General features: G+C 37.5%; 29 protein-coding genes. All 29 read left to right on the forward strand.

Annotation, left to right across the window (positions count from 1 at the left end):
• Positions 1-60 precede the first annotated feature (60 nt).
• Entirely contained in the window at positions 61-252 is a 192-nt protein-coding gene (locus tag AB0P25_RS19055; protein WP_363809496.1) for a hypothetical protein, read from the forward strand.
• A gap of 196 nt (positions 253-448) precedes the next feature.
• Positions 449-1,123, forward strand: a complete 675-nt coding sequence (locus AB0P25_RS19060) for a hypothetical protein (RefSeq protein WP_363809497.1) — start codon at positions 449-451, stop codon at positions 1,121-1,123.
• Positions 1,124-1,253: 130 nt separating this feature from the next.
• A complete protein-coding gene (locus AB0P25_RS19065; protein WP_363809498.1) occupies positions 1,254-1,532 on the forward strand; it encodes a hypothetical protein in 279 nt (92 codons plus the stop codon).
• 250 nt (positions 1,533-1,782) lie between these two features.
• Complete coding sequence (locus tag AB0P25_RS19070; RefSeq protein WP_363809499.1) at positions 1,783-1,998, forward strand: hypothetical protein; 216 nt, start codon at positions 1,783-1,785, stop codon at positions 1,996-1,998.
• A 40-nt stretch (positions 1,999-2,038) separates the two neighbouring features.
• Positions 2,039-2,476, forward strand: a complete 438-nt coding sequence (locus AB0P25_RS19075) for a hypothetical protein (protein WP_363809500.1) — start codon at positions 2,039-2,041, stop codon at positions 2,474-2,476.
• On the forward strand, positions 2,436-3,077 hold the full coding sequence (locus AB0P25_RS19080) for a putative metallopeptidase (protein WP_363809501.1): 642 nt from the start codon (positions 2,436-2,438) through the stop codon (positions 3,075-3,077). Before AB0P25_RS19075 ends, AB0P25_RS19080 begins: the two co-directional genes overlap by 41 nt.
• A 75-nt stretch (positions 3,078-3,152) precedes the next feature.
• Complete coding sequence (locus AB0P25_RS19085; RefSeq protein WP_363809502.1) at positions 3,153-3,356, forward strand: hypothetical protein; 204 nt, start codon at positions 3,153-3,155, stop codon at positions 3,354-3,356.
• 54 nt (positions 3,357-3,410) lie between these two features.
• Positions 3,411-3,926 carry a DUF2280 domain-containing protein gene (locus AB0P25_RS19090; protein WP_363809503.1) on the forward strand — a complete coding sequence of 172 codons (516 nt, stop codon included), beginning with the start codon at positions 3,411-3,413 and terminating at the stop codon, positions 3,924-3,926.
• A complete protein-coding gene (locus AB0P25_RS19095) occupies positions 3,886-5,178 on the forward strand; it encodes a terminase family protein (RefSeq protein WP_363809504.1) in 1,293 nt (430 codons plus the stop codon). The genes AB0P25_RS19090 and AB0P25_RS19095 overlap by 41 nt, the downstream gene beginning before the upstream one ends.
• Before the next feature lie 39 nt (positions 5,179-5,217).
• Positions 5,218-6,564 (forward strand): DUF4055 domain-containing protein, encoded by a 1,347-nt coding sequence (locus AB0P25_RS19100; RefSeq protein ID WP_363809505.1) that lies wholly within the window; start codon positions 5,218-5,220, stop codon positions 6,562-6,564.
• Positions 6,565-6,573: 9 nt separating this feature from the next.
• On the forward strand, positions 6,574-7,671 hold the full coding sequence (locus tag AB0P25_RS19105) for a minor capsid protein (protein WP_363809506.1): 1,098 nt from the start codon (positions 6,574-6,576) through the stop codon (positions 7,669-7,671).
• 194 nt (positions 7,672-7,865) lie between these two features.
• Complete coding sequence (locus tag AB0P25_RS19110; protein WP_272372149.1) at positions 7,866-9,017, forward strand: hypothetical protein; 1,152 nt, start codon at positions 7,866-7,868, stop codon at positions 9,015-9,017.
• A 133-nt stretch (positions 9,018-9,150) separates the two neighbouring features.
• Positions 9,151-9,420 (forward strand): helix-turn-helix domain-containing protein, encoded by a 270-nt coding sequence (locus AB0P25_RS19115; protein ID WP_238973338.1) that lies wholly within the window; start codon positions 9,151-9,153, stop codon positions 9,418-9,420.
• A 93-nt stretch (positions 9,421-9,513) separates the two neighbouring features.
• The gene (locus AB0P25_RS19120) at positions 9,514-10,374 is read left to right on the forward strand and encodes an ORF6N domain-containing protein (RefSeq protein ID WP_363809508.1); all 861 of its coding nucleotides are present in this window, start codon (positions 9,514-9,516) and stop codon (positions 10,372-10,374) included.
• Between the two features lie 729 nt (positions 10,375-11,103).
• On the forward strand, positions 11,104-11,595 hold the full coding sequence (locus tag AB0P25_RS19125; protein WP_363809509.1) for an antA/AntB antirepressor family protein: 492 nt from the start codon (positions 11,104-11,106) through the stop codon (positions 11,593-11,595).
• Between the two features lie 416 nt (positions 11,596-12,011).
• Positions 12,012-12,803: a hypothetical protein gene (locus AB0P25_RS19130; RefSeq protein ID WP_363809510.1), complete on the forward strand. Its 792-nt coding sequence runs from the start codon at positions 12,012-12,014 to the stop codon at positions 12,801-12,803.
• A 13-nt stretch (positions 12,804-12,816) separates the two neighbouring features.
• Positions 12,817-13,767: a major capsid protein gene (locus AB0P25_RS19135; protein WP_057065992.1), complete on the forward strand. Its 951-nt coding sequence runs from the start codon at positions 12,817-12,819 to the stop codon at positions 13,765-13,767.
• A gap of 81 nt (positions 13,768-13,848) precedes the next feature.
• The gene (locus AB0P25_RS19140) at positions 13,849-14,136 is read left to right on the forward strand and encodes a HeH/LEM domain-containing protein (RefSeq protein ID WP_363809511.1); all 288 of its coding nucleotides are present in this window, start codon (positions 13,849-13,851) and stop codon (positions 14,134-14,136) included.
• A gap of 3 nt (positions 14,137-14,139) precedes the next feature.
• Positions 14,140-14,520 (forward strand): hypothetical protein, encoded by a 381-nt coding sequence (locus AB0P25_RS19145; RefSeq protein WP_363809513.1) that lies wholly within the window; start codon positions 14,140-14,142, stop codon positions 14,518-14,520.
• Complete coding sequence (locus AB0P25_RS19150) at positions 14,520-14,888, forward strand: hypothetical protein (protein ID WP_363809514.1); 369 nt, start codon at positions 14,520-14,522, stop codon at positions 14,886-14,888. The genes AB0P25_RS19145 and AB0P25_RS19150 overlap by 1 nt, the downstream gene beginning before the upstream one ends.
• Positions 14,889-14,929: 41 nt before the next feature.
• Positions 14,930-15,526 carry a hypothetical protein gene (locus tag AB0P25_RS19155; protein WP_363809515.1) on the forward strand — a complete coding sequence of 199 codons (597 nt, stop codon included), beginning with the start codon at positions 14,930-14,932 and terminating at the stop codon, positions 15,524-15,526.
• Between the two features lie 75 nt (positions 15,527-15,601).
• A complete protein-coding gene (locus AB0P25_RS19160) occupies positions 15,602-16,069 on the forward strand; it encodes a hypothetical protein (RefSeq protein WP_363809516.1) in 468 nt (155 codons plus the stop codon).
• A 310-nt stretch (positions 16,070-16,379) separates the two neighbouring features.
• On the forward strand, positions 16,380-17,216 hold the full coding sequence (locus tag AB0P25_RS19165; RefSeq protein WP_199976269.1) for a DUF4882 family protein: 837 nt from the start codon (positions 16,380-16,382) through the stop codon (positions 17,214-17,216).
• Between the two features lie 59 nt (positions 17,217-17,275).
• Positions 17,276-17,644 (forward strand): hypothetical protein, encoded by a 369-nt coding sequence (locus AB0P25_RS19170; RefSeq protein ID WP_363809517.1) that lies wholly within the window; start codon positions 17,276-17,278, stop codon positions 17,642-17,644.
• Complete coding sequence (locus tag AB0P25_RS19175) at positions 17,568-18,044, forward strand: phage tail terminator-like protein (protein ID WP_363809518.1); 477 nt, start codon at positions 17,568-17,570, stop codon at positions 18,042-18,044. The genes AB0P25_RS19170 and AB0P25_RS19175 overlap by 77 nt, the downstream gene beginning before the upstream one ends.
• A 10-nt stretch (positions 18,045-18,054) precedes the next feature.
• Positions 18,055-18,264 carry a hypothetical protein gene (locus tag AB0P25_RS19180; protein ID WP_002043628.1) on the forward strand — a complete coding sequence of 70 codons (210 nt, stop codon included), beginning with the start codon at positions 18,055-18,057 and terminating at the stop codon, positions 18,262-18,264.
• Between the two features lie 95 nt (positions 18,265-18,359).
• Positions 18,360-18,710: a hypothetical protein gene (locus AB0P25_RS19185; protein ID WP_363809520.1), complete on the forward strand. Its 351-nt coding sequence runs from the start codon at positions 18,360-18,362 to the stop codon at positions 18,708-18,710.
• On the forward strand, positions 18,710-19,672 hold the full coding sequence (locus AB0P25_RS19190) for a hypothetical protein (protein ID WP_363809521.1): 963 nt from the start codon (positions 18,710-18,712) through the stop codon (positions 19,670-19,672). The genes AB0P25_RS19185 and AB0P25_RS19190 overlap by 1 nt, the downstream gene beginning before the upstream one ends.
• A 52-nt stretch (positions 19,673-19,724) precedes the next feature.
• On the forward strand, positions 19,725-20,530 hold an 806-nt coding region (locus tag AB0P25_RS19195; protein ID WP_363809522.1), incomplete at its 3' end, for a phage tail tube protein.

Raw genomic sequence — 20,530 nt, forward strand, 5'->3', positions numbered from 1 at the left:
GGATAAGACGGCATTATTTGCTCCACCGCGATTTCAGACTTTTGAGGAATAGTTAGCCTAATGCCAAATCAAATTGAACAGATTAATAATGTTGAGCAATTAGGTACCGAGAACGAACAAAAGCAAGAAAACTCAGTGCTTAATTCTGTGAATCCAGATCCTGTCGATGTGGCAGATTTGATTGTAGAAATCGGAAAAGATGTAGTCGAGTTTGCGTCATCTATTCTAGACAATATTGATATAAATTTTTGATTTAAAAATTCCTCAAATAGGGAGACTTTTTTATAGAATTTTGAAATATGAATTTGTAGTTGCGTATATACGAATATCCATATATATTTCATATCAAACACTGCGCTGAAAGTTTTTGTTTTTGTGACCCGTTTCTTTTTGAAGCGGGTTTTTTAATGTAATATTTGATTTCACTAAAATAATTTATAGAAATTTTATGGAACGGGGAATCCTTTTAGAAAAATCATTAGAAATGATTTTGGAACTTAAAGATGAGATCATTAATAGCGAAGTGATTGATTGTGGGCCGCGATTAGATTTGGTTGAGCAATGTATATATATTTCATTTGAACATGGAATTGGGGTTAACACCTTATTAACATTAGAAATGCCAATTCAAGCAATGGTTTTATCACGTGCTCAGTTTGAGTCTGCGGTAAGGGCCTACTGGTTATTGTTTTGTGCATCTAATTTTCAAATTTCAAAATTAAGTTTTGGCTATACTTTTGACGAGCAGTTTGACAAAGATACATGCCCATCCTTAAGTAAAATGTTGGAAATGCTTCAAAAAGCTGATTTGCCAGCTAAACCTGTAATTAATATGTTTGTTGAGTTTAAAAAGTATCATCTCAACCAACTAAATTCATTTGTCCATACAGGTAAACATTCATTTACTCGCGATGAGATAGGTTTTGATGAGAATCTTGTCCTGACTCTAATGAGACAATCTAATAATTTAATCACAGCTTCAGCACAAATAATGTTGGCACATACTATTCCAGATAAACAGAAATTCATCCATTTTTTGACTGAAAAATATCGGGATTGTTTCTTTATGCAGGAAGATTTAGATCTTAAAGTGAAAGCGAGAGTAGATAGTTACTTTAATTAAATTAGTTAAACGGATTACTGATAAAACGAATCTTAATGGGTATGAATTTTGGTTAAGATATTATTTAAACTTGAAAAGCAGAATACTTATTGTTAAAATTTTTTCTTAAATATTAAAGAGCTAAATAAAAATGCCATATAAACGACTTGAAATTTTTGAAAATAAGGAATTTGCTGATACTCCGATTAAAGTAGATGCATATTATATTTTCTATGGGGATGATATAAATACGGGAAAGTTTACAGCAAGTTTAATTTATAAGCCGAAAGACTGTATTTATGAAGGAGATATTCGTAGCTTATCAAATTTGAGTTCTGAACATGCTTTATCTGATTTATTAGAAAAGATCAGAAGGGCTTATGATTCAAAATTATATAATGAGATTATCTCAGATTGGCAAAAACCATAACTTAAATCTTCTTTGATGGTTTTTATAATCAGGTTAGAAAGCAAGTAGATTTGATATTTTTATTAAGAGCCATTATTGTATTGAGCTAGTTTGCCTTTTCCAAACTTAACTCACTAAATACTTAAATTACTTACATATGTTATGTAATTGAGTATTACGTGAAAACGTTAGTTGATTTTGATTGGGTGTTGGAATAGTTTTACAACTACGATATATTCATTTTTCTATATCACAGTTAAGAAAAATAACCATGCCAAAAGAGAATCCAATAAACCAAACAAATCTTGCAATTGCAGCATTATCTGCAAGTTTTGCGAATGCAATGAATAAAATCGATCCTAAATTTTCAACCCTATTTTTAGAGGAAATTGAAAATAGATATCATGAGCTGAAAGATATGGAACTGATTCATGTTGAGGCAATGGAAACATTAAATTGGACAAGAGAATTTATTCAGAACAAATAACCCATACCGCCGAAAGGCGGTTTTTTTATAGGTGTAATTAATGGATTCTGATGTCTACTTCTGGCTTACAAGAAAAAAAGAACCTAAAACAAAATCTAAAAGCAGACCTTTGCCTAAGGCTAAAGAAAAATATCTTGAAGCTGAAGAAACGTTATTTCAAGAATTAGAAGAGCATCGAATTGGTTATCGAAGAAAATTTCAATTTGAATCAACTAAAAATTGGAGATTCGATTTTTATATTGTGAAGTTGAATCTTCTTATAGAAATTGCTGGCAGTCCTTGGGCAGTTGGTCGCGGTGGAACAAAGATAGCAAATTCATTTAATAAGTATGATCTAGCTCTAGATCGGGGTTATGTATTTGAGCGCCTTGAACCTCATCAAATTGAATCAGGTTATGCAATCAACTGGATAAAAAGTGAAATAGCGAGAATAGAAAATGGATCAGATCAGACCATTTCCTCCTCAGGACTTGATTGATAAAGCCGAAGAGGATGAAGCAATTAGATTGGCTCCAGCACCTGACTTAATGAATTGGGTGATCACAAACTTTTTAACTATTGGCGGACCACTACATAACCCCGATCACGATCATATTGCTGAATTAATTCACGACAATGAAGAGTTCCTAGCATTTGCTTGGGCTTCTTCTGCATATAAAAGCAAACAAGCTATGGTTCTAGGGCAATGTGAAAAGGTTATGTTTAATGTTGGAGGCTGGCGTAAAGCTAGACAGGAGCAACAGATGCGGGACTGGTTCGGATTTATACCAATTTACCTGATTACGATCGATGCTTCCTTTTGCGATAAAGCTAACGATAGTGAATTCTGTGCTTTGCTTGAGCATGAACTTTACCATATAGGTGTAGAACGTGATGAAGACGGCGAGATGATCTTTAGCAGCTCAACTGGATTACCTAAGCATTATTTAGCAGGTCACGATGTTGAAGAGTTTATTGGTGTAGTTAAACGCTGGGGACCAAGTAAGAATGTTAAGCGGCTTATTGAAGTCGCTCAAAACCCGCCGTTTGTTTCGAATTTAGATGTTTCTAAATGCTGTGGAAACTGTGTGATTAATTAATGTACTAAAAGCATCACATTAAAGATATTCAATACAATTAGTTTTCAGTAGGTTTAAGAAAACTAGGAGAAAATCATGGCCACTTATAAGCAGCTTCAAGAATATATAAAGGAACATCACCAAATTACAGCTCAGTCCTGTTGGATTGCTCATGTTAAATCGGAACATGGAATAACAATGCGTACTAATCGGCAAGGTAAAGAAAGAGTTAAACCATGTCCATTAAAGCATAGAAATAAAGTTGAAGAGGCTCTAAGACATTTTAAGATGATCCCCTAGATAGGGGATTTTTTTTGCCTATTTAGTCTTACGTAGTCTTACGAAGGGGAAGTTATGGCAACACTAAAAGAGCCTGTAAAAATCTTTATAGTTCAGTCTCTTGCTTGCTTTGAAACCCCTCAACAAGTTGTAGAAGCCGTAAGAGAAGAATTTAACATCGAATTAACTCGTCAGCAGGTAGCTTCTTACGATCCTACAAAAGCAACATGTAGAGCATTAAGTAAGAAATTGACTGCATTATTTAATAAGACGAGAGAAGACTTTAAGAAGAATATTTATGACATTCCGCTAGCTAATAAAGCCTACCGACTTAAAGAGCTCCAGAAGATCTATGAAGACTGGAAGAACAATAGACTTATGAAGCAGGGCATTATTAAACAAGTTCGGGAAGAAATGCACGGTTACGACCTGATGCTTTTAAATGTTGAGTTAAAACAACTTGAGATTGAAAAGATGAGGGCGGGTGATGAGGAGGAGGATCCAACACCGGTCAAAGTAACCATTCAAGTTGTAGATGCGAGTAAAAAAGATGCCGAACATCAATCCGACGCTGAATGTACCTCAGGCTAATTTTTTGCAGATGGATAAGAAGTTCCGCGCATTTGTGGCGGGCTTTGGATCTGGTAAGACTTGGGTAGGCTGCTCTAGTTTATGTAACAAAGCTTGGGAGTTCCCAAAAGTACCTCTAGGTTACTTTGCTCCCACTTACCCTCAGATTCGTGACATTTTCTTTCCTACCATTGATGAAGTTGCATTTGATTGGGGACTTAAAACCAAGGTCTATGAAACCAATAAAGAAGTAGATATTTATTATGGTCGCCAGTATCGAACAACAATCATATGTCGATCTATGGAGAAACCAGCAACGATTGTAGGTTTTAAAATTGGTCATGCCTTGATTGATGAGCTTGATGTTATGGCTAAGGTCAAGGCACAACAGGCTTGGCGTAAGATCATTGCACGTATGCGCTTTAAACAAGCTGGTTTGCTCAACGGTATTGATGTGGCCACCACACCAGAAGGTTTTAAGTTTACATACGAGCAGTTTGTAAAAGAGGCAAATAAATCAGAGGCTAAACGGGCACTTTACGGCATGATTCAGGCTTCAACCTATGACAATGAAGCCAATTTACCAGATGACTATATTTCATCGCTTTATGAGTCTTATCCTCCACAACTGATTTCCGCTTACTTAAGGGGGCAGTTTGTCAACTTAACCAGCGGCGCTGTTTACCCGGACTTTGATCGAGTTTTAAATCATACGGATGAGGAAATTAAGCAAAGTGAACCTTTACTCATTGGTATGGACTTTAACGTTCTGAAAATGGCTGCTGTTGTCTATGTCATTAGAGATGGAAAGCCGAGAGCTTTAGATGAACTGGTTGGGGTGAGGGATACACCGACTATGTGTTATTTGATCAAGGAACGATTTTCAGAACACGATGTTACCGTGATACCTGATGCTTCGGGTCAGGCAACGTCTTCAAAGGGCTTTAGCGAATCTGATCATGCAATTCTAAAGAAAAATGGATTCAAGGTTGAAGTGAATGGTGTTAATCCGGGTATTAAAGACCGCATCAATGCTGTGAATGCCCAGATCCTTAATGCTGAAGGTGAAAGATATTTAAAAGTGAACACAAATAAGTGTCCTAACTTTACTGCCACTTTGGAGCAGCAAGTCTATGATGATTTTGGAATGCCAGACAAGGGTGCTGGATTGGACCATGTCGGCGATGCAGGAGGCTATCCACTAGCTAAGCGTTTCCCAATCATCATTCAAAAAGTATTTAAGCGGCGCACGATTGCCGGATTCTCTCGTTAAACAACGCACCTTTATAGGTGCTTTTTTATTGGTGTTTTTATGGCAGTTACTGATAAACATCCGCAGTATATTGCTGCACAAAAAGTCTGGTTGGCTATGCGCGACGCCGTTGCTGGTGAAGAGCAGATTAAACAGGCACAAACCAAGTATCTTCCTAAATCAGCTGGGATGATCGAAGCAGAGAAGCAGGGAGATACGACTGGAGAGATTTATAAAGCCTATCTCAGTCGAGCTCAGTATCCACTGTGGGTTCAAGATTCATTACGCACGATGATTGGTTTAGTTTCAAAGCTTGAACCAAACATCGTAATTGAAAGCTCTCTTTTAAAGGGTTTGATAGAGAATGCAACCAATGATGGTTTTGGGCTTAAACAACTCTTTATCCGTATTTGCCTAGAATTACTGGAGTATGGTCGCTGCGGCTTACTTGTTGATGTAGATGCTAAAGGTGTGCCTTACTTCGCGCTTTATGATGCTTTATCCATTATTAACTGGAAGGAAAACAGTATTGGTGGTCGCAAGGATCTAAAGCTGTTAGTGCTCGAGGAGCAATTTGATAATAGCGAAGATGAGTTTGGTCATGATACTAAAACGGTCCACCGCGTTCTATCTATGGATGATGGAGCCTTAGCGGTCCGTTTGTTTGATGGGTCTTACGAAGAGGATAAAACACCAGATCTTGGTGGTAATCAGCTTTCTTTTACACCCTTTGTTTTCTGCGGTACCACTGATAATTCTCCACAAGTTGGTACGGTACCATTGCTCACCATGGCAAAAGCAGCACTCAAGTATTACCAGCTCAGCGCGGACTATTTTCAGTCACTTCATCACACAGCTCATCCTCAGCCTTGGATTAATGGTTTAGACGGGGATGAAGATGATGATATTAGTGTTACGGGTGTTATGGCTGTCTGGAGTCTACCTAAGGAATCACAATGCGGTTACTTAGAGATTTCTGGAAATGGTATCGAACTGACTAAGAGTGAAATGGATGCTCAGAAAAATGCAGCATTAGAAGCAGGTGCAAAGGTCATTGATACCAACACACAAGAATCAGGTGAAGCTCGCCGTGCACGTCAGGATGACCAGCATGCAAGCTTACACAGTATTGTGATGTGTGCAGCTCAGGCGATCGAACAGGCAATTAAATACGCTGCTCAGTGGTTAAAGCTGGATGCAACCAAATATACATTTACAGTAGAACCTGAATTTATCGTTCAGCAGTATGACATCAATCTTGCTAAACAACTTTATGAGGGAGCTCTGGCAGGGAAGAACTCGTTCCAGACATATTGGGAATATATCGCTACTGGAAAGTTACCAGCTCATGATTTTAAGGAAGAATTAAAACGTGTTGAAGGTGAGCGAGATAGTATGTCGCTTTAGAGGTGTTAAATGGCTTCAAAAGATAAAACGTTAATCGAAGTACTTACACAACATCAGGCGTACTTATATCGCGCTTCTTCTCATACAGTGAATGAGTTATTAAAGATTTTTAATGATGAGTCGGCTTTGATGTTGGCAAAGCTTCGGGACTTGCTGGATGAGCTAAATGATTCTGAAAAATTAGCACTTGCTGGTGGCCAGTACACCACGGCTAATCTCAAAGAGATTCGTGACTTAATCTCTCAGTGGTTTACGGCAATAAATACTTCATTGCCAGAAGCCTTCGCCGTATCTGCTACAGCATTGGCTGTATATGAAGCGAATTACACAGCTAAGCTATACGGTAGCAAGATTAAAAAGCCAAACGGTGAAAAGCTATATTCAGCAGCCAAAAAAGTACCCTTAGTAGGTGGAGCATTGGTTGATGATCTTCTATCAAAGATTGCTGAGACTGCCCGCCAAAAAGTTGAATATGCGATTCGCGATGGAATTAGCTTAGGTAAAACGAATCAGGAAATTGTTCAGCGTATTCGCGGTACCAAACGTCTTAATTTTGAGGATGGTCTATTAACTAGTTCGAAGACTGATATCGATCGGACAGTAAGAACGGTTCGCAGCCATGTAGCGAATCAAGCTTATCTGAATAGCTTCAACCAGATTGGCTTTGCATACGTAAGATTGGTTGCAACGCTGGATGGTAGAACCTCAAAACTTTGTGCTTCATTAGATGGTACTGTCTGGGGAATAAACGACCCAGCAAAGCGTGTACCGCCGTTGCATCCAAATTGCCGCAGTATTCTGGTTCCCGTTGAGAAAGATGGTCGCCTGGTAGGAGAACGCCCATTTGTAATGGATGAGCGAAGAGTTAAGGACATTCTTAAGGACGAGCGTAGCCAGTTAATCGGACAAATGGATGCTAATACTACGTTTAGAGAGTTCTTCAAGAAGACAGATGATTTCTTTCAAAAAGAATGGCTCGGTCCAAAGCGTTTTAAACTCTATAAAGAAGGGAAATTTGATTTTGAAAAGTTCTTTGATCCAGAAGGGCGCTTGTACACTTTGGATGAGTTAAGAGTATTGGATGAGAGGGCTTTTAAAGGTTCCTAGCTGATTTTAATAAAATCAAGATAGAAAAAGGTAAGTAATACAATTGGGAGCCTGCCTTTCTCCTATCTTAAGGAGGTTATGATAAGCAAACAGAGGAATTTATGCTTAATTTGAAAGTAGAGGAATTTATTGAGTTATTTGCAAAAAATAATGTATTGTTAAATTATTCAAAGTAACTGAATTTAAAAAATATAATGAGTGCGATATATAATGATAGCTTAAACGAGTACTGTCGAAAGTACTTCGTTAAAGATGAGGTTAAAATCACACAGCAAGATGTGCTTTTAGCAGAATGGCGGTATAAAAAACTTCAAGCAGAATTATTTGAAAGTTTTCTTCTAAACGAGAAAGTAAACTTGAAAGTTTATGGAGAAAATATTCCCTTAGTATTTCTTATTAATAATCTAGGCTTGCAAAATGTTGAGAAACTATTAGAAAGAGATGCCTTATCTTTTACTTTGTGGACACCTATGATAGTTCAAATGGTAGATAATATTGAAGGCGTAGTTCCCATTGCAGCAGGAAGGGTTAATTCGGCAGTACATTCCGATCCAGTTGAATCAATAAAGAGCGGATTTAACTGGATGAGAAATGGAATTAATGAAAAAACAAAAAAAATGCTTACTAATAAAGTTCGAGATTTATATGTGCTCCCTCAAGATAATCTTGAACATGATGCATCAGCATTAACACTTTCAGCATTCCACTCGAATAAAACCTCATTAATTGGGTTTAATAGCGAAGGCTTGGATATACATAAATTAAATAAAGAGCAAAAAACTAAAATTACTGAATGCGCATCTACTATTCTTGAGCATAAATTTTTAATTTCTCAAAATTTGGTATCAAATGATGTTTCCAAATTCTCGCGATTGTATAGTGACTCTATAAATAAAATAGTAAAATCAGAGGTTAAGGATTTTTCAGCAAAAATCTTTGAGCTTGAATGTTTCCCAGATTTATACACTTTAGGTATGAATATAGAAAATCCTTTACAGCACATGATTAAAATTCGACATTCGAAAAATTCCGTAAAATTTAGAAGCTGGGTCCAAGAATTCTCGAATACAACTGATATTAATGAAATATCTAAAGCTTATATGGATGAAATTACAAGACCGATAGGATTTTTACAGTCAGATGAGGGGAGATTCGTGAAATCTTGTTTAATGACAACAATCGGTGCAGGAGTTGGAGCTTTCTGTGGGCCTGCTGGCGCATTAGTTGGAGCTGGCGCAGGGTTAGCTATAGACTTAATTGATGAATTCTTTATTTCAGAATTAACCAAAGGTTGGACACCCCGTATGTTTTTTGACGATATGCGTAATTTTGCTAAAACAATATAAATAGATATAAATAGATTTCTCTATCAAAATATAGAAATATTTATATTTTTACGTATTTATGCATAAAATAGGCTATAAATTTATAGTTTTTCTATATTTTATAGCCTTTTTATATTTTGGAACTTTTGTCTCTATGTCTGAACAAATCGATAGCACTCATATGACTCCAGAACAGTTACGACAAGCTGGTGAGTTGCTCTATGGCACTCAGTGGCAGACTGATTTTGCAAGAGCTATTGATGTAGATGCTAGACGCGTTCGTCAATGGCTCTCTGGAGATAGACCCATTCCAAAAGGTTTGTGGACTGAAGTTATAGAGCTATTAAATTCTAATAGTAAAAATACCGCAGCATATGCTGAAAAATTGCAACAGGTATTTGATTCAATAAAAAATCAAGCATAAGTAGGAATAATATTGACTTGTACCTCAATTTAGGTACATTATTACAGTAGGAAGCATGCTCACTAGGGGCGGCTTATATCCGTAGGGTGATATATGAATACTATTGCAAAAATAAATGATAAAGAAATTTCCGTTATTAACTATAAGACTATTCCAGTGGTCACTACTGAAATGCTGGCAGACTTATATGGAACTGAAAATATTCGTATCCAACAAAACCACATAAGAAATTTGGAACGTTTTGTTGAAGGTAAACATTTTTTTAAATTAGTTGGTGAAGAATTAAGAAATTTTAAAAAAGCACTAACTAGCTTAAAGATAGTCAGTCCAAATGCACGAGCATTAACAATCTGGACAGAACGTGGTGCTGCACGTCATGCCAAGATGCTAGACACAGACCAAGCTTGGGAAGTGTTTGAGCAATTAGAAGATTGTTACTTCCATCGAAAAGATATTCTGTCCAAAACACATAAGTCAGAACGTGAACCACTCACCAGCGCTGTAAATATGCTTGTCTCTAAAACCAAGCACTTGAACTATAGCGAAGCATATAAATTAGTACATCAACGGTTCAATGTTAAGAGCATCGACGAAATCCCGTACGATGTGATTCCAGTCGCCGTTGAGTATGTGCATCACTTGATTGCTTTATATAGTCAAGCCGATAAGAAACAGCAATATGAATCTAAACATGTAGATTCTATAGCTCGCCATATGCTTTGGCTTAATCACTGGTGGTCAGAGTTTGGCGAATCTATCCGAAAACTTGGTCCATCTATGGGACATGGAATCCATGACCATTTTAAGTTCGGTGCTGAAGATGCAAGACAGTTGGTAGGGCGAGACGTCTACATGCCTATATTTGAATTAGCTAAAACTCATGACTGGCATAAAGATGAGATTGGGTTTAAAGATCTAAATGAATGTGGTAAGTCAGCCATTTTTCATTCTTAAGTTTAAGATTTACCGCTCGAAAGAGCGGTGAATTTGTAAATAAATGTATCTAAAAAATGTAATTAAATAATTAATATTTTTAGAAATTTAATTATAAATGGCATATAAAATTAAAATAATTGTCTAGTTTTGTCTAGTTTTGTCTAGTTTTGTCCTAATTAAATTCTTTTTTAGATTTGTTCATAAAGTATGGATAAAAAATAGTATCTGGATGATGCTGCACGACGTGATTTAACGCAGTTGAATGTTGCCAAGACTAGTTATTTCTTGATAACTCTTATAAAGTAAAAAGATGAAACCAAATCAATGATTAAGCGAGGCATTTTTTTTGCTCGTTTAAAGAGAAAAAGGACCAAGTACGCCAATACTTGATCCTTTTGCTGGTTCAGGTGGTATCTCGTAACGCCAATTACGGAATACCGAAATTTTTAAACGCCGTCGGAAGGCACAAACTAAGAGAACTTAGATGTAAAGATTAAAAATATAACCTAGGTTAGTAAATATTAGACCACTGGTTTAAACAAGTAAACAAAATGTTTACTTTGGGAAACCTTCAATTTATTTCACTAAAAATTATGTTTGGTGGTGTAGATTGTTGCGGATTAATATTTAGCACTATAAAAATTTATCTTTATTTCTATTTTTCTTAATTTGCAGCTTGGCGGAACTCTGTTAGAGGTCTTGCATATGCATAAATTCCAAACATTACACAATACTTTAATTCCAGTTGTGGATGCCACAATTGGTGGAGAGGTTCAACCTTGTGTTGATGCCCGTACTTTACATCAATGGCTGAAAAGTGGAGATCGTTTTGCTGATTGGATAAAGAAACGAATCAAAACATATGGATTCATTGAAAATGAAGACTTTGCTTGCCTTTCGGTAATTTCCGAAACCCAAAGAAAAGATGGCCAAAAAGGTAAAGCAAGACAAACGGATTATCTTTTGACCTTAGATGTTGCCAAAGAACTATCAATGGTAGAAAACAATGATCAGGGGAGAATTGCACGTCGTTACTTTATCCAATGTGAAAAAGCATTACGACAATCTGCTTTTAACTTAATAGATCAGTTTAATAGAGCAGTATTAGACTTTGAGAATTTGACGGACATTGCATCTAAAGCGGGTCGAACCTTATGTTTAGTTGGTAAGCAATATAAGCCGAAAGCAAAACACAAAGTTGAAGAGTTAAAACTTAAGATGCAGCCACTTTTAATCTAGATGAGTAAAAGAAAACCACCTTAATTCTAGGGTGGTTTTTTTATCCCTGAAATTACACAACAAACCTAAAGTTCGAATATCAAGAATAGAGGATAGAAGTTCTAAAAAGCAAAAAGCCCATGACGGCAATCATGAGCTTTTTAATTCAACTCAACTGGTGAAAGTTAAGGAGAAATATCTCTGTGCATAAGCATACATCAAAAACTGAACTAAAGGTAGATGGGAAAATGAGCGAGAAAGGTGCTGACCGTGCAGGACTAATGCAGTCAATTACCAATTTGGGCTTAGCCTTAGGAATCATTGTTATCGCGATTATTTTGGCGCTGAAATAATCGCACTCTTACAACGTACCGCCTTCGGGCGGTTTTTTATTGCCTTGAGATAAGGCTCAACTTAATCAAACGAGAGGTTTGAACATGTCACTGCCATTTATTGTTGATTCACTGGATGACGTTAAAGAAGAACATCGTGGTCTATATGTCGAGGAAGACGGGAAGTTTCGCCTTGATCTGGATGGCTACGAAGATCCGAAGGGACTTAAAACTGCACTTCAAAGCGAGCGTGATGCCGCCAAGACAGCAAAGCAGGAACTCCAGAAGCTTCAAAAACAGTATGAAGGTATTGATCCTGAAACAGTCAAAAAACTGTTTGCCCAACTGGAGCAGGATGAAGACGCGAAATTAATTGCCGAAGGCAAGGTGAGTGAAGTCATCCAGAAGCGCACCGAGAAGATGCGTGAACAGCATGACAAGTTGCTCAATGCCGAAAAAGAACGGGCCGATAAAGCAGAAGCTTATGCCAACAAGTTCAAGCAATCGGTTGTTCAGAGCCAGATTGTACAGGCTGCTCTTGAACTGGAGGCTTTGCCGGAAGCAACAGCTGATATCGCATTTCTTGCCCATTCTAAATTTGTACTCGATGAAAACGGTAAGGCCGTAGCAGTCGACGCACAAGGTGAAGTGATCATTGGTAAAGACGGTAAGACGCCGTTATCACCAAAAGAATGGGTCGAAACCTTACGTGAGCAAAAGCCTTATTTCTGGCCTAAAGCCAATGGTACAGGTTCACCAGGTAGCACCAATACAAAAGGACAGGTCGATATCACCAAGCCAGATGGTTCAGTGAACCTGACCAAACTTGCTCAATTACGAAATGAAAATCCGCAGCTTGCTAAAGAGCTAGCGGCAAAACACGGTATTAATCTTTAAGGAGTTAAGCCTAATGGCTGAGACAAAAATTGCTGATGTCATCGTACCCGAGTTATTCACTCAGTACGTTTTAAATAAAACTGCCAAGAAATCTGCCTTATGGCAGTCGGGAATTGTAGGGGAGCTGGATGTTGAAGTTGCATTCGGCACACAAGGTGGATCTACCGTAAATATCCCGTTCTGGAACGATTTAGATGGTGAGTCTGAAGTACTTTCAGATGCGACCCCTTTAACCGTAAACAACATTGCAGCGGGTCAGGATATTGCCATTTTACATGCACGTGGTAAGGCTTGGGGTGCCAATGACCTTGCTAAAGCTTTATCTGGTGACGATCCTCTTGGCGCAGTTGGTGATCTAGTTGCTGATTACTGGGCCCGTGAGTTTCAAGGCTTTACCGTGAATACACTTAAAGGTGTGTTCGGTTCTGCAAGTATGGCAAGCAATACACATGACATCTCTGCTGGTACTGGAGCCGCAGCCGTTATTGATGGTGTTTCATTTATTGATGCCTCATATAAGCTTGGGGATGCAGTCGATAAATTAACGGCTATTGCCATGCATTCGGCGACCATGGCTGCACTAGCCAAACAGGGCCTGATTGAAACCGTACGTGATGCAGATGGCGTAGTGCTCTACAAAACCTTCATGGATCGTCGTGTGATTGTCGATGATGGTATGCCAGTTGATGGTGATGTATTCACATCATTCCTGTTCGGACAAGGCGCTATCGGGTTTCAGGATATCGGTGCTCCTGTTGGGGTTGAGACTGACCGAGATAGTCTCGCAGGCTCAGACATCCTCATTAACCGTCGTCACTTTGTCTTGCATCCTCGTGGCATCAAATGGGCTGGTGCAATGGGTGTTGCACCGAATAATGCAGGTCTTTCTACTGATACCAACTGGGAACGCGTCTACGATCCAAAACAGATTCGTATTGTGGCGTTTAAGCATAAAGTTAAATAAAGACGGGCGGAATTATCCGCCTTTTCTTTTGGAGATAAATCAATGGGCCTATCCGCATTTAACCGCATGAGAGAACGTCAAATGACACAAGCACAAGTAACTGAACTCGAAGAACAATTGGCAACCTTAAAAGGTGAGTTTATTGCCTTTCAGAATGATCCTGAGGCAATGAAAGCACGTATTGCTGAGCTTGAATCTGGTGAAGGAAATCAACCCCCGGAAGGCGATCAAAAGCCAAGTGAAGTTCAACCAATCAACTACGCAGGGCTTAAAGTTGATGAGCTTCGTGCTGTATTAACTGAAAAAGGTATTGCATTTGAGTCAGGTGCGAAAAAAGACGAGCTTTTAGCATTAATTCCAAAGGAATAATCCATGAGCTTTATCACTGAACAAGAAGCGATAGAACATGTTGAAGGCTTTGATGCTTTATCTGCCAGTGATAAGGCTCAATACCTTCAGATGTCAAAGGCTTATCTCTTAGCACGTAATGTTAAACCTTATGAAAATGCCACACTCGTTCCTGAGCCACTGAAAACAGCCTCATATCAAATCATCAAGGGGATTATTAAAGGTGATTTATATCAAGGACAGGAACAAGCTTTAAAGCGCAAGAAAGTAAAGGCTGATACGGTTGAGACCGAAAAGGAATATCAGGACGGATCAGTAAAACTGAGTGCGATTGAGCAATTTATTCTTGATTTGATCAAACCATATTGCAAACAGAAACGCGTATTTTTTGTTAGGAAAATATAATGAGCTTACGTGACGAAATTCAGGCAGAAATTGCCGAAGCATTTAATGATGGTTTAGCGGATGCCGTTCATACTTTTACATGTGAGCGGAACTCTAAAACGAATTGGGATCCTAAAACTGAAACTTATGTTGAAGTTAAAGAAAACTATTCTGGCCGTGGCGTTCTGTTCGGTTCATATAGTCAATATGAGGTCCAAGCACTTGGAGTACTGGCCACCGATAAGAAAGCTACCATACTGCAAAATGAAGTGACTATGATTCCTAAAATTGATGATGAGTGGATAACTGCCTTAGGTTCATTTCGAATCATCCATATTCAGCAGGATCCTGCTGCGACAATTTGGAAATGCCAGTTGAGGAAAATATAGGAAAAATTCTATATTATTAAGCTCGAAATATAGGAATTTTTATGAATAAGAAATTTTTACTATGGAGCATAATTTTATTATCAGGTTGTTCATCTGTTAATAATCCAGTGAAGCAAGAATTAACTCCAACTACTATTTCAAATGCGTATAAAGAAATTTCTGAAATCAAGGATTACAAATCTCGCTTATTTTTAAATTATGCAAAAGAAATAAAAACAAAATACCCAGAGATGAAGACGTCAACTTATGGTCGTCCAATGTCTATAAGATTTAATCCAGTAAGTTCGGATTACTATTATGAGCATACTAATGATAAAAAATGGTTGAATTTTTACCTATCACAGAGTTTTGACGAAAAAATATGGAGAGATCTTTATGTATATTCAAAACATTCAGGAAATTATCAAGCCTCTAAAGATGAAGCTATTAAATATTGTAAAGAAATTACCTCACTTATCTCTCCAAGTTTTAGCATTGTAATAGACAAATTAAGTCGTGATTTAGAAGTAAAAGAAAAGAACGGATCTGTACGAGCACTCAGTACTTTCAGTGGAAGATTTAATATCTTATTAAATGGTGAGGAGTTTGATGAAGGTGGGCCCTTTATATGCAATATTACTCAGTTTGAAGATAGTTAGGCTACTGAAAAAAGATAGCTGAATTGACTGATTTTCTATTAATTAAATATCTCTTTATAAATTTAATGAAATTATATGGCTACAACTATCCATAGCACACTTTATATTTCTCGTCCAAGCAATTACGAGGGAGATGGAACTGACGATAAAGAAGAATTTATTGAGACATGTAATATTCATTTTAAAGATCTGTTTAAAGATCAAAAAGCCATCTCTACACTTTCTGAAACTGAAAAAAAATACTTTGATAAATGTGTTTCAGCTTCAAATGATAAATATGCTGCTGAAGAGGTTATTTATGATCTTGGAGTTGGTTTTGCGATACTAATTGTGTTGCTGGGAATAGGCTGGGGATTCTATGAGGCGAAAAAATCTTTAAATACTCCAATGATACTTAATCCCAAGGAAAATCCTGAGAATGATGCCAATAGAGATTATATTTCTGACGGGATTATCATAGTCTTTATTTCCGTAATTATTGCTGCATTTATTTATCTAATTTTTAGTTTTGTTTCCGGAATATGGATATCGATTAAATATTAAAGTTTCGAGCAAGGCGGATACGGAACCAAAATGTATTCGGATATTCAAATTGTAGTATTAATTTATAGATATAAGTTCAAACCCACTTCGGTGGGTTTTTTAATGGACGCAAGTGAGGAGTTTAGATGATAAATACAGATTATGTCCCTTTATGGCATATCTCACTATTTTCAGCATGTTCAGTACACGCTGGCTAGAAGTTAAATAATAAAAAGTTTTTAAAGAAGTAAAAATTACCGCTTGTCAGTTTTTAATCAATCTTTTTATATGCTTGGCTATACTGTTTGCTCAAATAAAAAAGGAAGATTACATGAATAAAATTATTTTGGGTTTATTAATCAGTAGTGGACTTTCAATAAATACTTATGCTGCCTGTACTTATAATTTTGATGCAACTCAGGCTCAAGTAGATGCTAAAAATGCTGCAGGTGGAAGACAGATAAAATTAATGTCTCCAATTAGTATTACTGAGCAAAAAGGGACAGCAACAATTACTTATGTGGGAAGTACACCTGTAGATCAGGTCGTAACTTCTAGCAAACTTATAAGCATAACTTCTAGCCAAACTCCTCTAGTAGATAAAGCCGTTGTGGGAACTAATATTGTTGCTACAGAATTTGTTTTTGATGCTTCAAATCTTAAAAATGTGGTGCTTGGTGACAGTTATGAAACTCAGCAAATGGCCTTTCAGATTTTGGGTGCTTCTAATTTAAAAAATGAAATAAGTATTGATCTAGGCTATGCATTAATGAATAAAGATTCAACACGTGCAGATGGAAGTTATGTCACACTTATTGGAATTACTAGAACACGAGATTCTTCGGGTTCAGTAGTTGTTAAAGATATCGCTCAAAAATTAATACCTATTACTTTGCCTTCAGACGGCAAAGTTAGAGTTGGGCTTTACTTTAATCAGGTTAGTAAACAAGTAGGGTATATCATCAATGGTACAAATTATGGATATCTTAATTTAATTGCTGAGAATGCCCTTAAAAATATTGGCTTTAATGGTGTGGGTATACAATCACCAAATCCTAATTCTAAATTTTTAGGTAAAACTGTTTCAGTACAGTTAATTACTAATAAAGCAAATATGCAGTTTACATATCCAACAGGTACCACCGATATTTGTGGAAATGCTAATTAAGAACTTTTTGTAAAAGAAAAAACCACTCTCATCTGAGTGGTTTTTTTATGGAGAAATTTATGGGATGGAAGGGAAAAAAGCCGACTGATTTTAGCTTTGATGTGGCTAAAACAGCCGAGGAAAAGGTAAAGAAAATTACCATGGATGTTGTTCAGTCATTAGTAGTTTCAAGTCCAGTTGATACTGGTGCCTACAGAGCTTCTCATATCGTTTCAATTGGATCAGGTGACTATGGTGTACGTGGACCTGAAACTAATGCAGTGCAGGATGCAGCTCTTCAAGCCGTTAAGTTTAAGCTGGGTAATTTGGTCTACATACAAAACAATAAGCCATATGCTGAACGCTTAGAAAATGGTTGGTCTGATCAAGCACCTCAAGGTATTTATAACACCACGTTTACCTTTATTTCTCAGAAGTATGGCGGCTAATATGGCAATGACTTTAGAGCAGACAAGGCAAGCTATTATCGACCATATGATAAGTTTTGACGGCATTTCACAAGAAAGAATTCAGTATCCCAATGCAGCAGGTTTTACAGTACCAAAGGAAGGCTTATGGTGTCGCTTAACGATTGTAGGCGGTCCGAGTTTTATTTCAGGAATAGCCGATAATCCTTGTACTCGCCGTACAGGTAATATTATGGTTCAATGCTTTGCTCGTCCCAATTCAGGAATAATGGAAATCACAAAGCTGAGTGATGCTTTGCTTGCCCATTTTGAATATTACTCAATCGATCATCTAGAATGTTTACAAGGACAATCAATTTTTGTTGGGCAAGATGCTGACTTCATTCAGTATAATGTTTCGATTGGGTACAAGGTAAATTGATATGTCATGTATGCTGACTTTAGAAGAAATCGAAATTAAACGGCAAGAACTGGAAAGACATTTGGAAGATTTAATGTCAGTTGAGCTGAAAAAGTGGCAAAGTGAAAACAAACTCTGTGTTTCAGATGTGAATATCCGTTTGGCAAATATTAGTAGTCTTGGTGGATCAAAACACAATGTAGTTACTGGAGTAAGTGTTGATTTAGATTACAAACCTTAAATTATTTTAATTAAATGACCGCTAATAGGCGGTTTTTTTACATCTTATTCACTACCACCTCATGGGTGGTTTTTTTATGTCTATAGGAATCACATATGAGCAATTTTGTCTTTAAGCGTGGTGACACATTCAACTTAAATTTGCAGCTCGTTGATATGGATGATGCGCTGCAATATCCAGCCAATGATGTACGTCGAGCGATCGATCTAACGGGGTATGCATTTACTTCTCAAGTTAAGACTTTAGAGGGTGCAGCCATTGCAACATTAACATGCGCCGCATTAAGCCAAACTACACAAAAGGGATGGCTAAATGTTAAGTCCGGTGCAAGTACTACAACGTGGCCATTAGGATTGTGTCAGATGGATATTAAGGCCGTTGTAGGTGGTGTTATTCAACATACTGAAACATTGGTATTCCAAGTGATTGATGGAGTAACGGCATAATGGCAAATCTTTTATTTAGATTTAGTTGGGACCACCGACCTTTTGTATATAACTCATCTCAAGGTAAGCGACAGTTTATGCTGCCTTTTGCCTCCGGGATTCCAAACCTAACACCAGACTGGTCTCAAGTAACAGGACTCGGTACAGCTGCGACAGCGGCACTTACAACATCAAGCCAAGATAATACATCTGGCCGTGTTTTAAAGGTTGGAGATGGAGGATTACTTAATCCAATTCCTCTATACGATGGTATTGACCTTAACAGTACTCAATTTCATGTAAATGCTGCCTGGTATACAACTACAGCTACTACGAACGGATGGGCAAATGGGATTATTCAAACCTATAAAGGAAATTCTACTCGATTTGCACAGTTGGGCTTTCTTGATTCAGGGGAGCTTCGTGTACGTGGTGGACTTAATATTGCTAATGGAGCAACTTGGCAGACTGTTCGTACAACGGGAAACACAACTGTTGATGCAAATGGCTTTGTGAAATCTGCTTCCCCCATAGCTAAACTATTTAATAGCCATATCGAGCTTAATGACGATGCAGCAAAGCAACCATTGAATTTTGAAAAATTAGATATCGGTGATTATTTATTAAAAGGCTCATTAGGTTTTGCCCAGGAAGGCTGGTATATCGAAGTCCCTAAAGATGCAAATGGCAATACTATAGTAGCTGTTGAATATTCAAATTTAGAAAATGGTGACATTTCGATTAAGACTTATAAGCGTAAGTTTGATGTAGAAAAGGCAGCTATCGTAGCTGATCTTGAAAATCCACTCGATATTCCAGAAGGCCGCTGGATTGATATCCGCTTACATGAAGAACAAGAGCTTGAAGAAACGTTGAGTGAAACACCCGTCGATTTTCAGCCGACCAACTTATTTGAAGCAGTAGCTGCAGCATTGGCTGGTGTTGAACCGCCTGAAATCTCAGATACAGATGAAACACTTTAATAACCCGCTAAAACAGCGGGTTTTTTAATGCCTAAATTTTGGAGAACAATAAATGAGTTCAGGCGCAAAAATTCGATTATATGCTTGTGAAGAAGCTGTACTGGGAACTACTCCAGCAAATCCGATCTGGTATACCGTTCGCCGTGTGAGTGACGGTTTATCAGAAAATGTTTCAACTGAAGAAAGTAGTGAAGTGGTAGATTCTCGCTTCCGACAAGGAGGTGTGGTTACTGAAGCTGAAGTGGCTGGTCAGTTAGAGTTTGAATTGTCAGTTGGTACATTCGACTTATTCTTAAGTGCTCTTGCATTTAATAACTGGGCAGCAAATGCGCTTAGCTTTGGCGGCACAGTACGTAAATCATTTACCTTGGTTAAAGTCTTTGAAGATGTGGGTCAGGTCTTTATTTATCGTGGTGTTCAAGTAAATACGGGTGAAATTACCATTCAGACAACTGGAAAAATTACAGGTAACTTTGGTTTAGTTGGTAATTCATTCACCCGTCAACAGGTCAATCCAGTTACTAATCCAATAGCTGCCTCAAACCGTCCATTGGTCAGTATGCCAAACGTTGAAAACTTGCTTATTAATGGCCAGTCAATTCAAGGTAAAGCCTGCACGCAATCACTGACACTTTCGTTCAATAACAATCTGGAAGCAGTTCGTTGTATCGGCTCAGGCAAGTACACACCAGAGTTCTATATTGAAAAGATGATGGACATCGAAGCGAATGCTTCATTCATGTTCTCAGCGACCTCTGCAGCATGGATTGATGCAATTAAAACCCGTGATGTGTTCACACTGACCTTCGACATCAAAGATAGTAAAGGAAGCAAATACTCACTCAACTTCCCTCAATT

The organism is Leifsonia sp. NPDC077715 (genome assembly GCF_040686855.1).
Lineage (GTDB): Bacteria > Actinomycetota > Actinomycetes > Actinomycetales > Microbacteriaceae > Leifsonia.

Excerpts from the sequence above, each read along its gene's own strand:
- AB0P25_RS19105 (WP_363809506.1), top strand. The coding sequence starts at position 6,574 with ATGGCTTCAAAAGATAAAACGTTAATCGAAGTACTTACACAACATCAG.
- AB0P25_RS19130 (WP_363809510.1), top strand. The coding sequence starts at position 12,012 with ATGTCACTGCCATTTATTGTTGATTCACTGGATGACGTTAAAGAAGAA.
- AB0P25_RS19140 (WP_363809511.1), top strand. The coding sequence starts at position 13,849 with ATGACACAAGCACAAGTAACTGAACTCGAAGAACAATTGGCAACCTTA.
- AB0P25_RS19180 (WP_002043628.1), top strand. The coding sequence starts at position 18,055 with ATGCTGACTTTAGAAGAAATCGAAATTAAACGGCAAGAACTGGAAAGA.
- AB0P25_RS19115 (WP_238973338.1), top strand. The coding sequence starts at position 9,151 with ATGTCTGAACAAATCGATAGCACTCATATGACTCCAGAACAGTTACGA.
- AB0P25_RS19065 (WP_363809498.1), top strand. The coding sequence starts at position 1,254 with ATGCCATATAAACGACTTGAAATTTTTGAAAATAAGGAATTTGCTGAT.
- AB0P25_RS19175 (WP_363809518.1), top strand. The coding sequence starts at position 17,568 with ATGGTTGGTCTGATCAAGCACCTCAAGGTATTTATAACACCACGTTTA.
- AB0P25_RS19185 (WP_363809520.1), top strand. The coding sequence starts at position 18,360 with ATGAGCAATTTTGTCTTTAAGCGTGGTGACACATTCAACTTAAATTTG.
- AB0P25_RS19135 (WP_057065992.1), top strand. The coding sequence starts at position 12,817 with ATGGCTGAGACAAAAATTGCTGATGTCATCGTACCCGAGTTATTCACT.
- AB0P25_RS19070 (WP_363809499.1), top strand. The coding sequence starts at position 1,783 with ATGCCAAAAGAGAATCCAATAAACCAAACAAATCTTGCAATTGCAGCA.
- AB0P25_RS19075 (WP_363809500.1), top strand. The coding sequence starts at position 2,039 with ATGGATTCTGATGTCTACTTCTGGCTTACAAGAAAAAAAGAACCTAAA.
- AB0P25_RS19060 (WP_363809497.1), top strand. The coding sequence starts at position 449 with ATGGAACGGGGAATCCTTTTAGAAAAATCATTAGAAATGATTTTGGAA.
- AB0P25_RS19160 (WP_363809516.1), top strand. The coding sequence starts at position 15,602 with ATGGCTACAACTATCCATAGCACACTTTATATTTCTCGTCCAAGCAAT.
- AB0P25_RS19080 (WP_363809501.1), top strand. The coding sequence starts at position 2,436 with ATGGATCAGATCAGACCATTTCCTCCTCAGGACTTGATTGATAAAGCC.
- AB0P25_RS19165 (WP_199976269.1), top strand. The coding sequence starts at position 16,380 with ATGAATAAAATTATTTTGGGTTTATTAATCAGTAGTGGACTTTCAATA.
- AB0P25_RS19110 (WP_272372149.1), top strand. The coding sequence starts at position 7,866 with ATGAGTGCGATATATAATGATAGCTTAAACGAGTACTGTCGAAAGTAC.
- AB0P25_RS19190 (WP_363809521.1), top strand. The coding sequence starts at position 18,710 with ATGGCAAATCTTTTATTTAGATTTAGTTGGGACCACCGACCTTTTGTA.
- AB0P25_RS19095 (WP_363809504.1), top strand. The coding sequence starts at position 3,886 with ATGCCGAACATCAATCCGACGCTGAATGTACCTCAGGCTAATTTTTTG.
- AB0P25_RS19145 (WP_363809513.1), top strand. The coding sequence starts at position 14,140 with ATGAGCTTTATCACTGAACAAGAAGCGATAGAACATGTTGAAGGCTTT.
- AB0P25_RS19085 (WP_363809502.1), top strand. The coding sequence starts at position 3,153 with ATGGCCACTTATAAGCAGCTTCAAGAATATATAAAGGAACATCACCAA.
- AB0P25_RS19090 (WP_363809503.1), top strand. The coding sequence starts at position 3,411 with ATGGCAACACTAAAAGAGCCTGTAAAAATCTTTATAGTTCAGTCTCTT.
- AB0P25_RS19100 (WP_363809505.1), top strand. The coding sequence starts at position 5,218 with ATGGCAGTTACTGATAAACATCCGCAGTATATTGCTGCACAAAAAGTC.
- AB0P25_RS19120 (WP_363809508.1), top strand. The coding sequence starts at position 9,514 with ATGAATACTATTGCAAAAATAAATGATAAAGAAATTTCCGTTATTAAC.
- AB0P25_RS19170 (WP_363809517.1), top strand. The coding sequence starts at position 17,276 with ATGGGATGGAAGGGAAAAAAGCCGACTGATTTTAGCTTTGATGTGGCT.
- AB0P25_RS19155 (WP_363809515.1), top strand. The coding sequence starts at position 14,930 with ATGAATAAGAAATTTTTACTATGGAGCATAATTTTATTATCAGGTTGT.
- AB0P25_RS19150 (WP_363809514.1), top strand. The coding sequence starts at position 14,520 with ATGAGCTTACGTGACGAAATTCAGGCAGAAATTGCCGAAGCATTTAAT.
- AB0P25_RS19055 (WP_363809496.1), top strand. The coding sequence starts at position 61 with ATGCCAAATCAAATTGAACAGATTAATAATGTTGAGCAATTAGGTACC.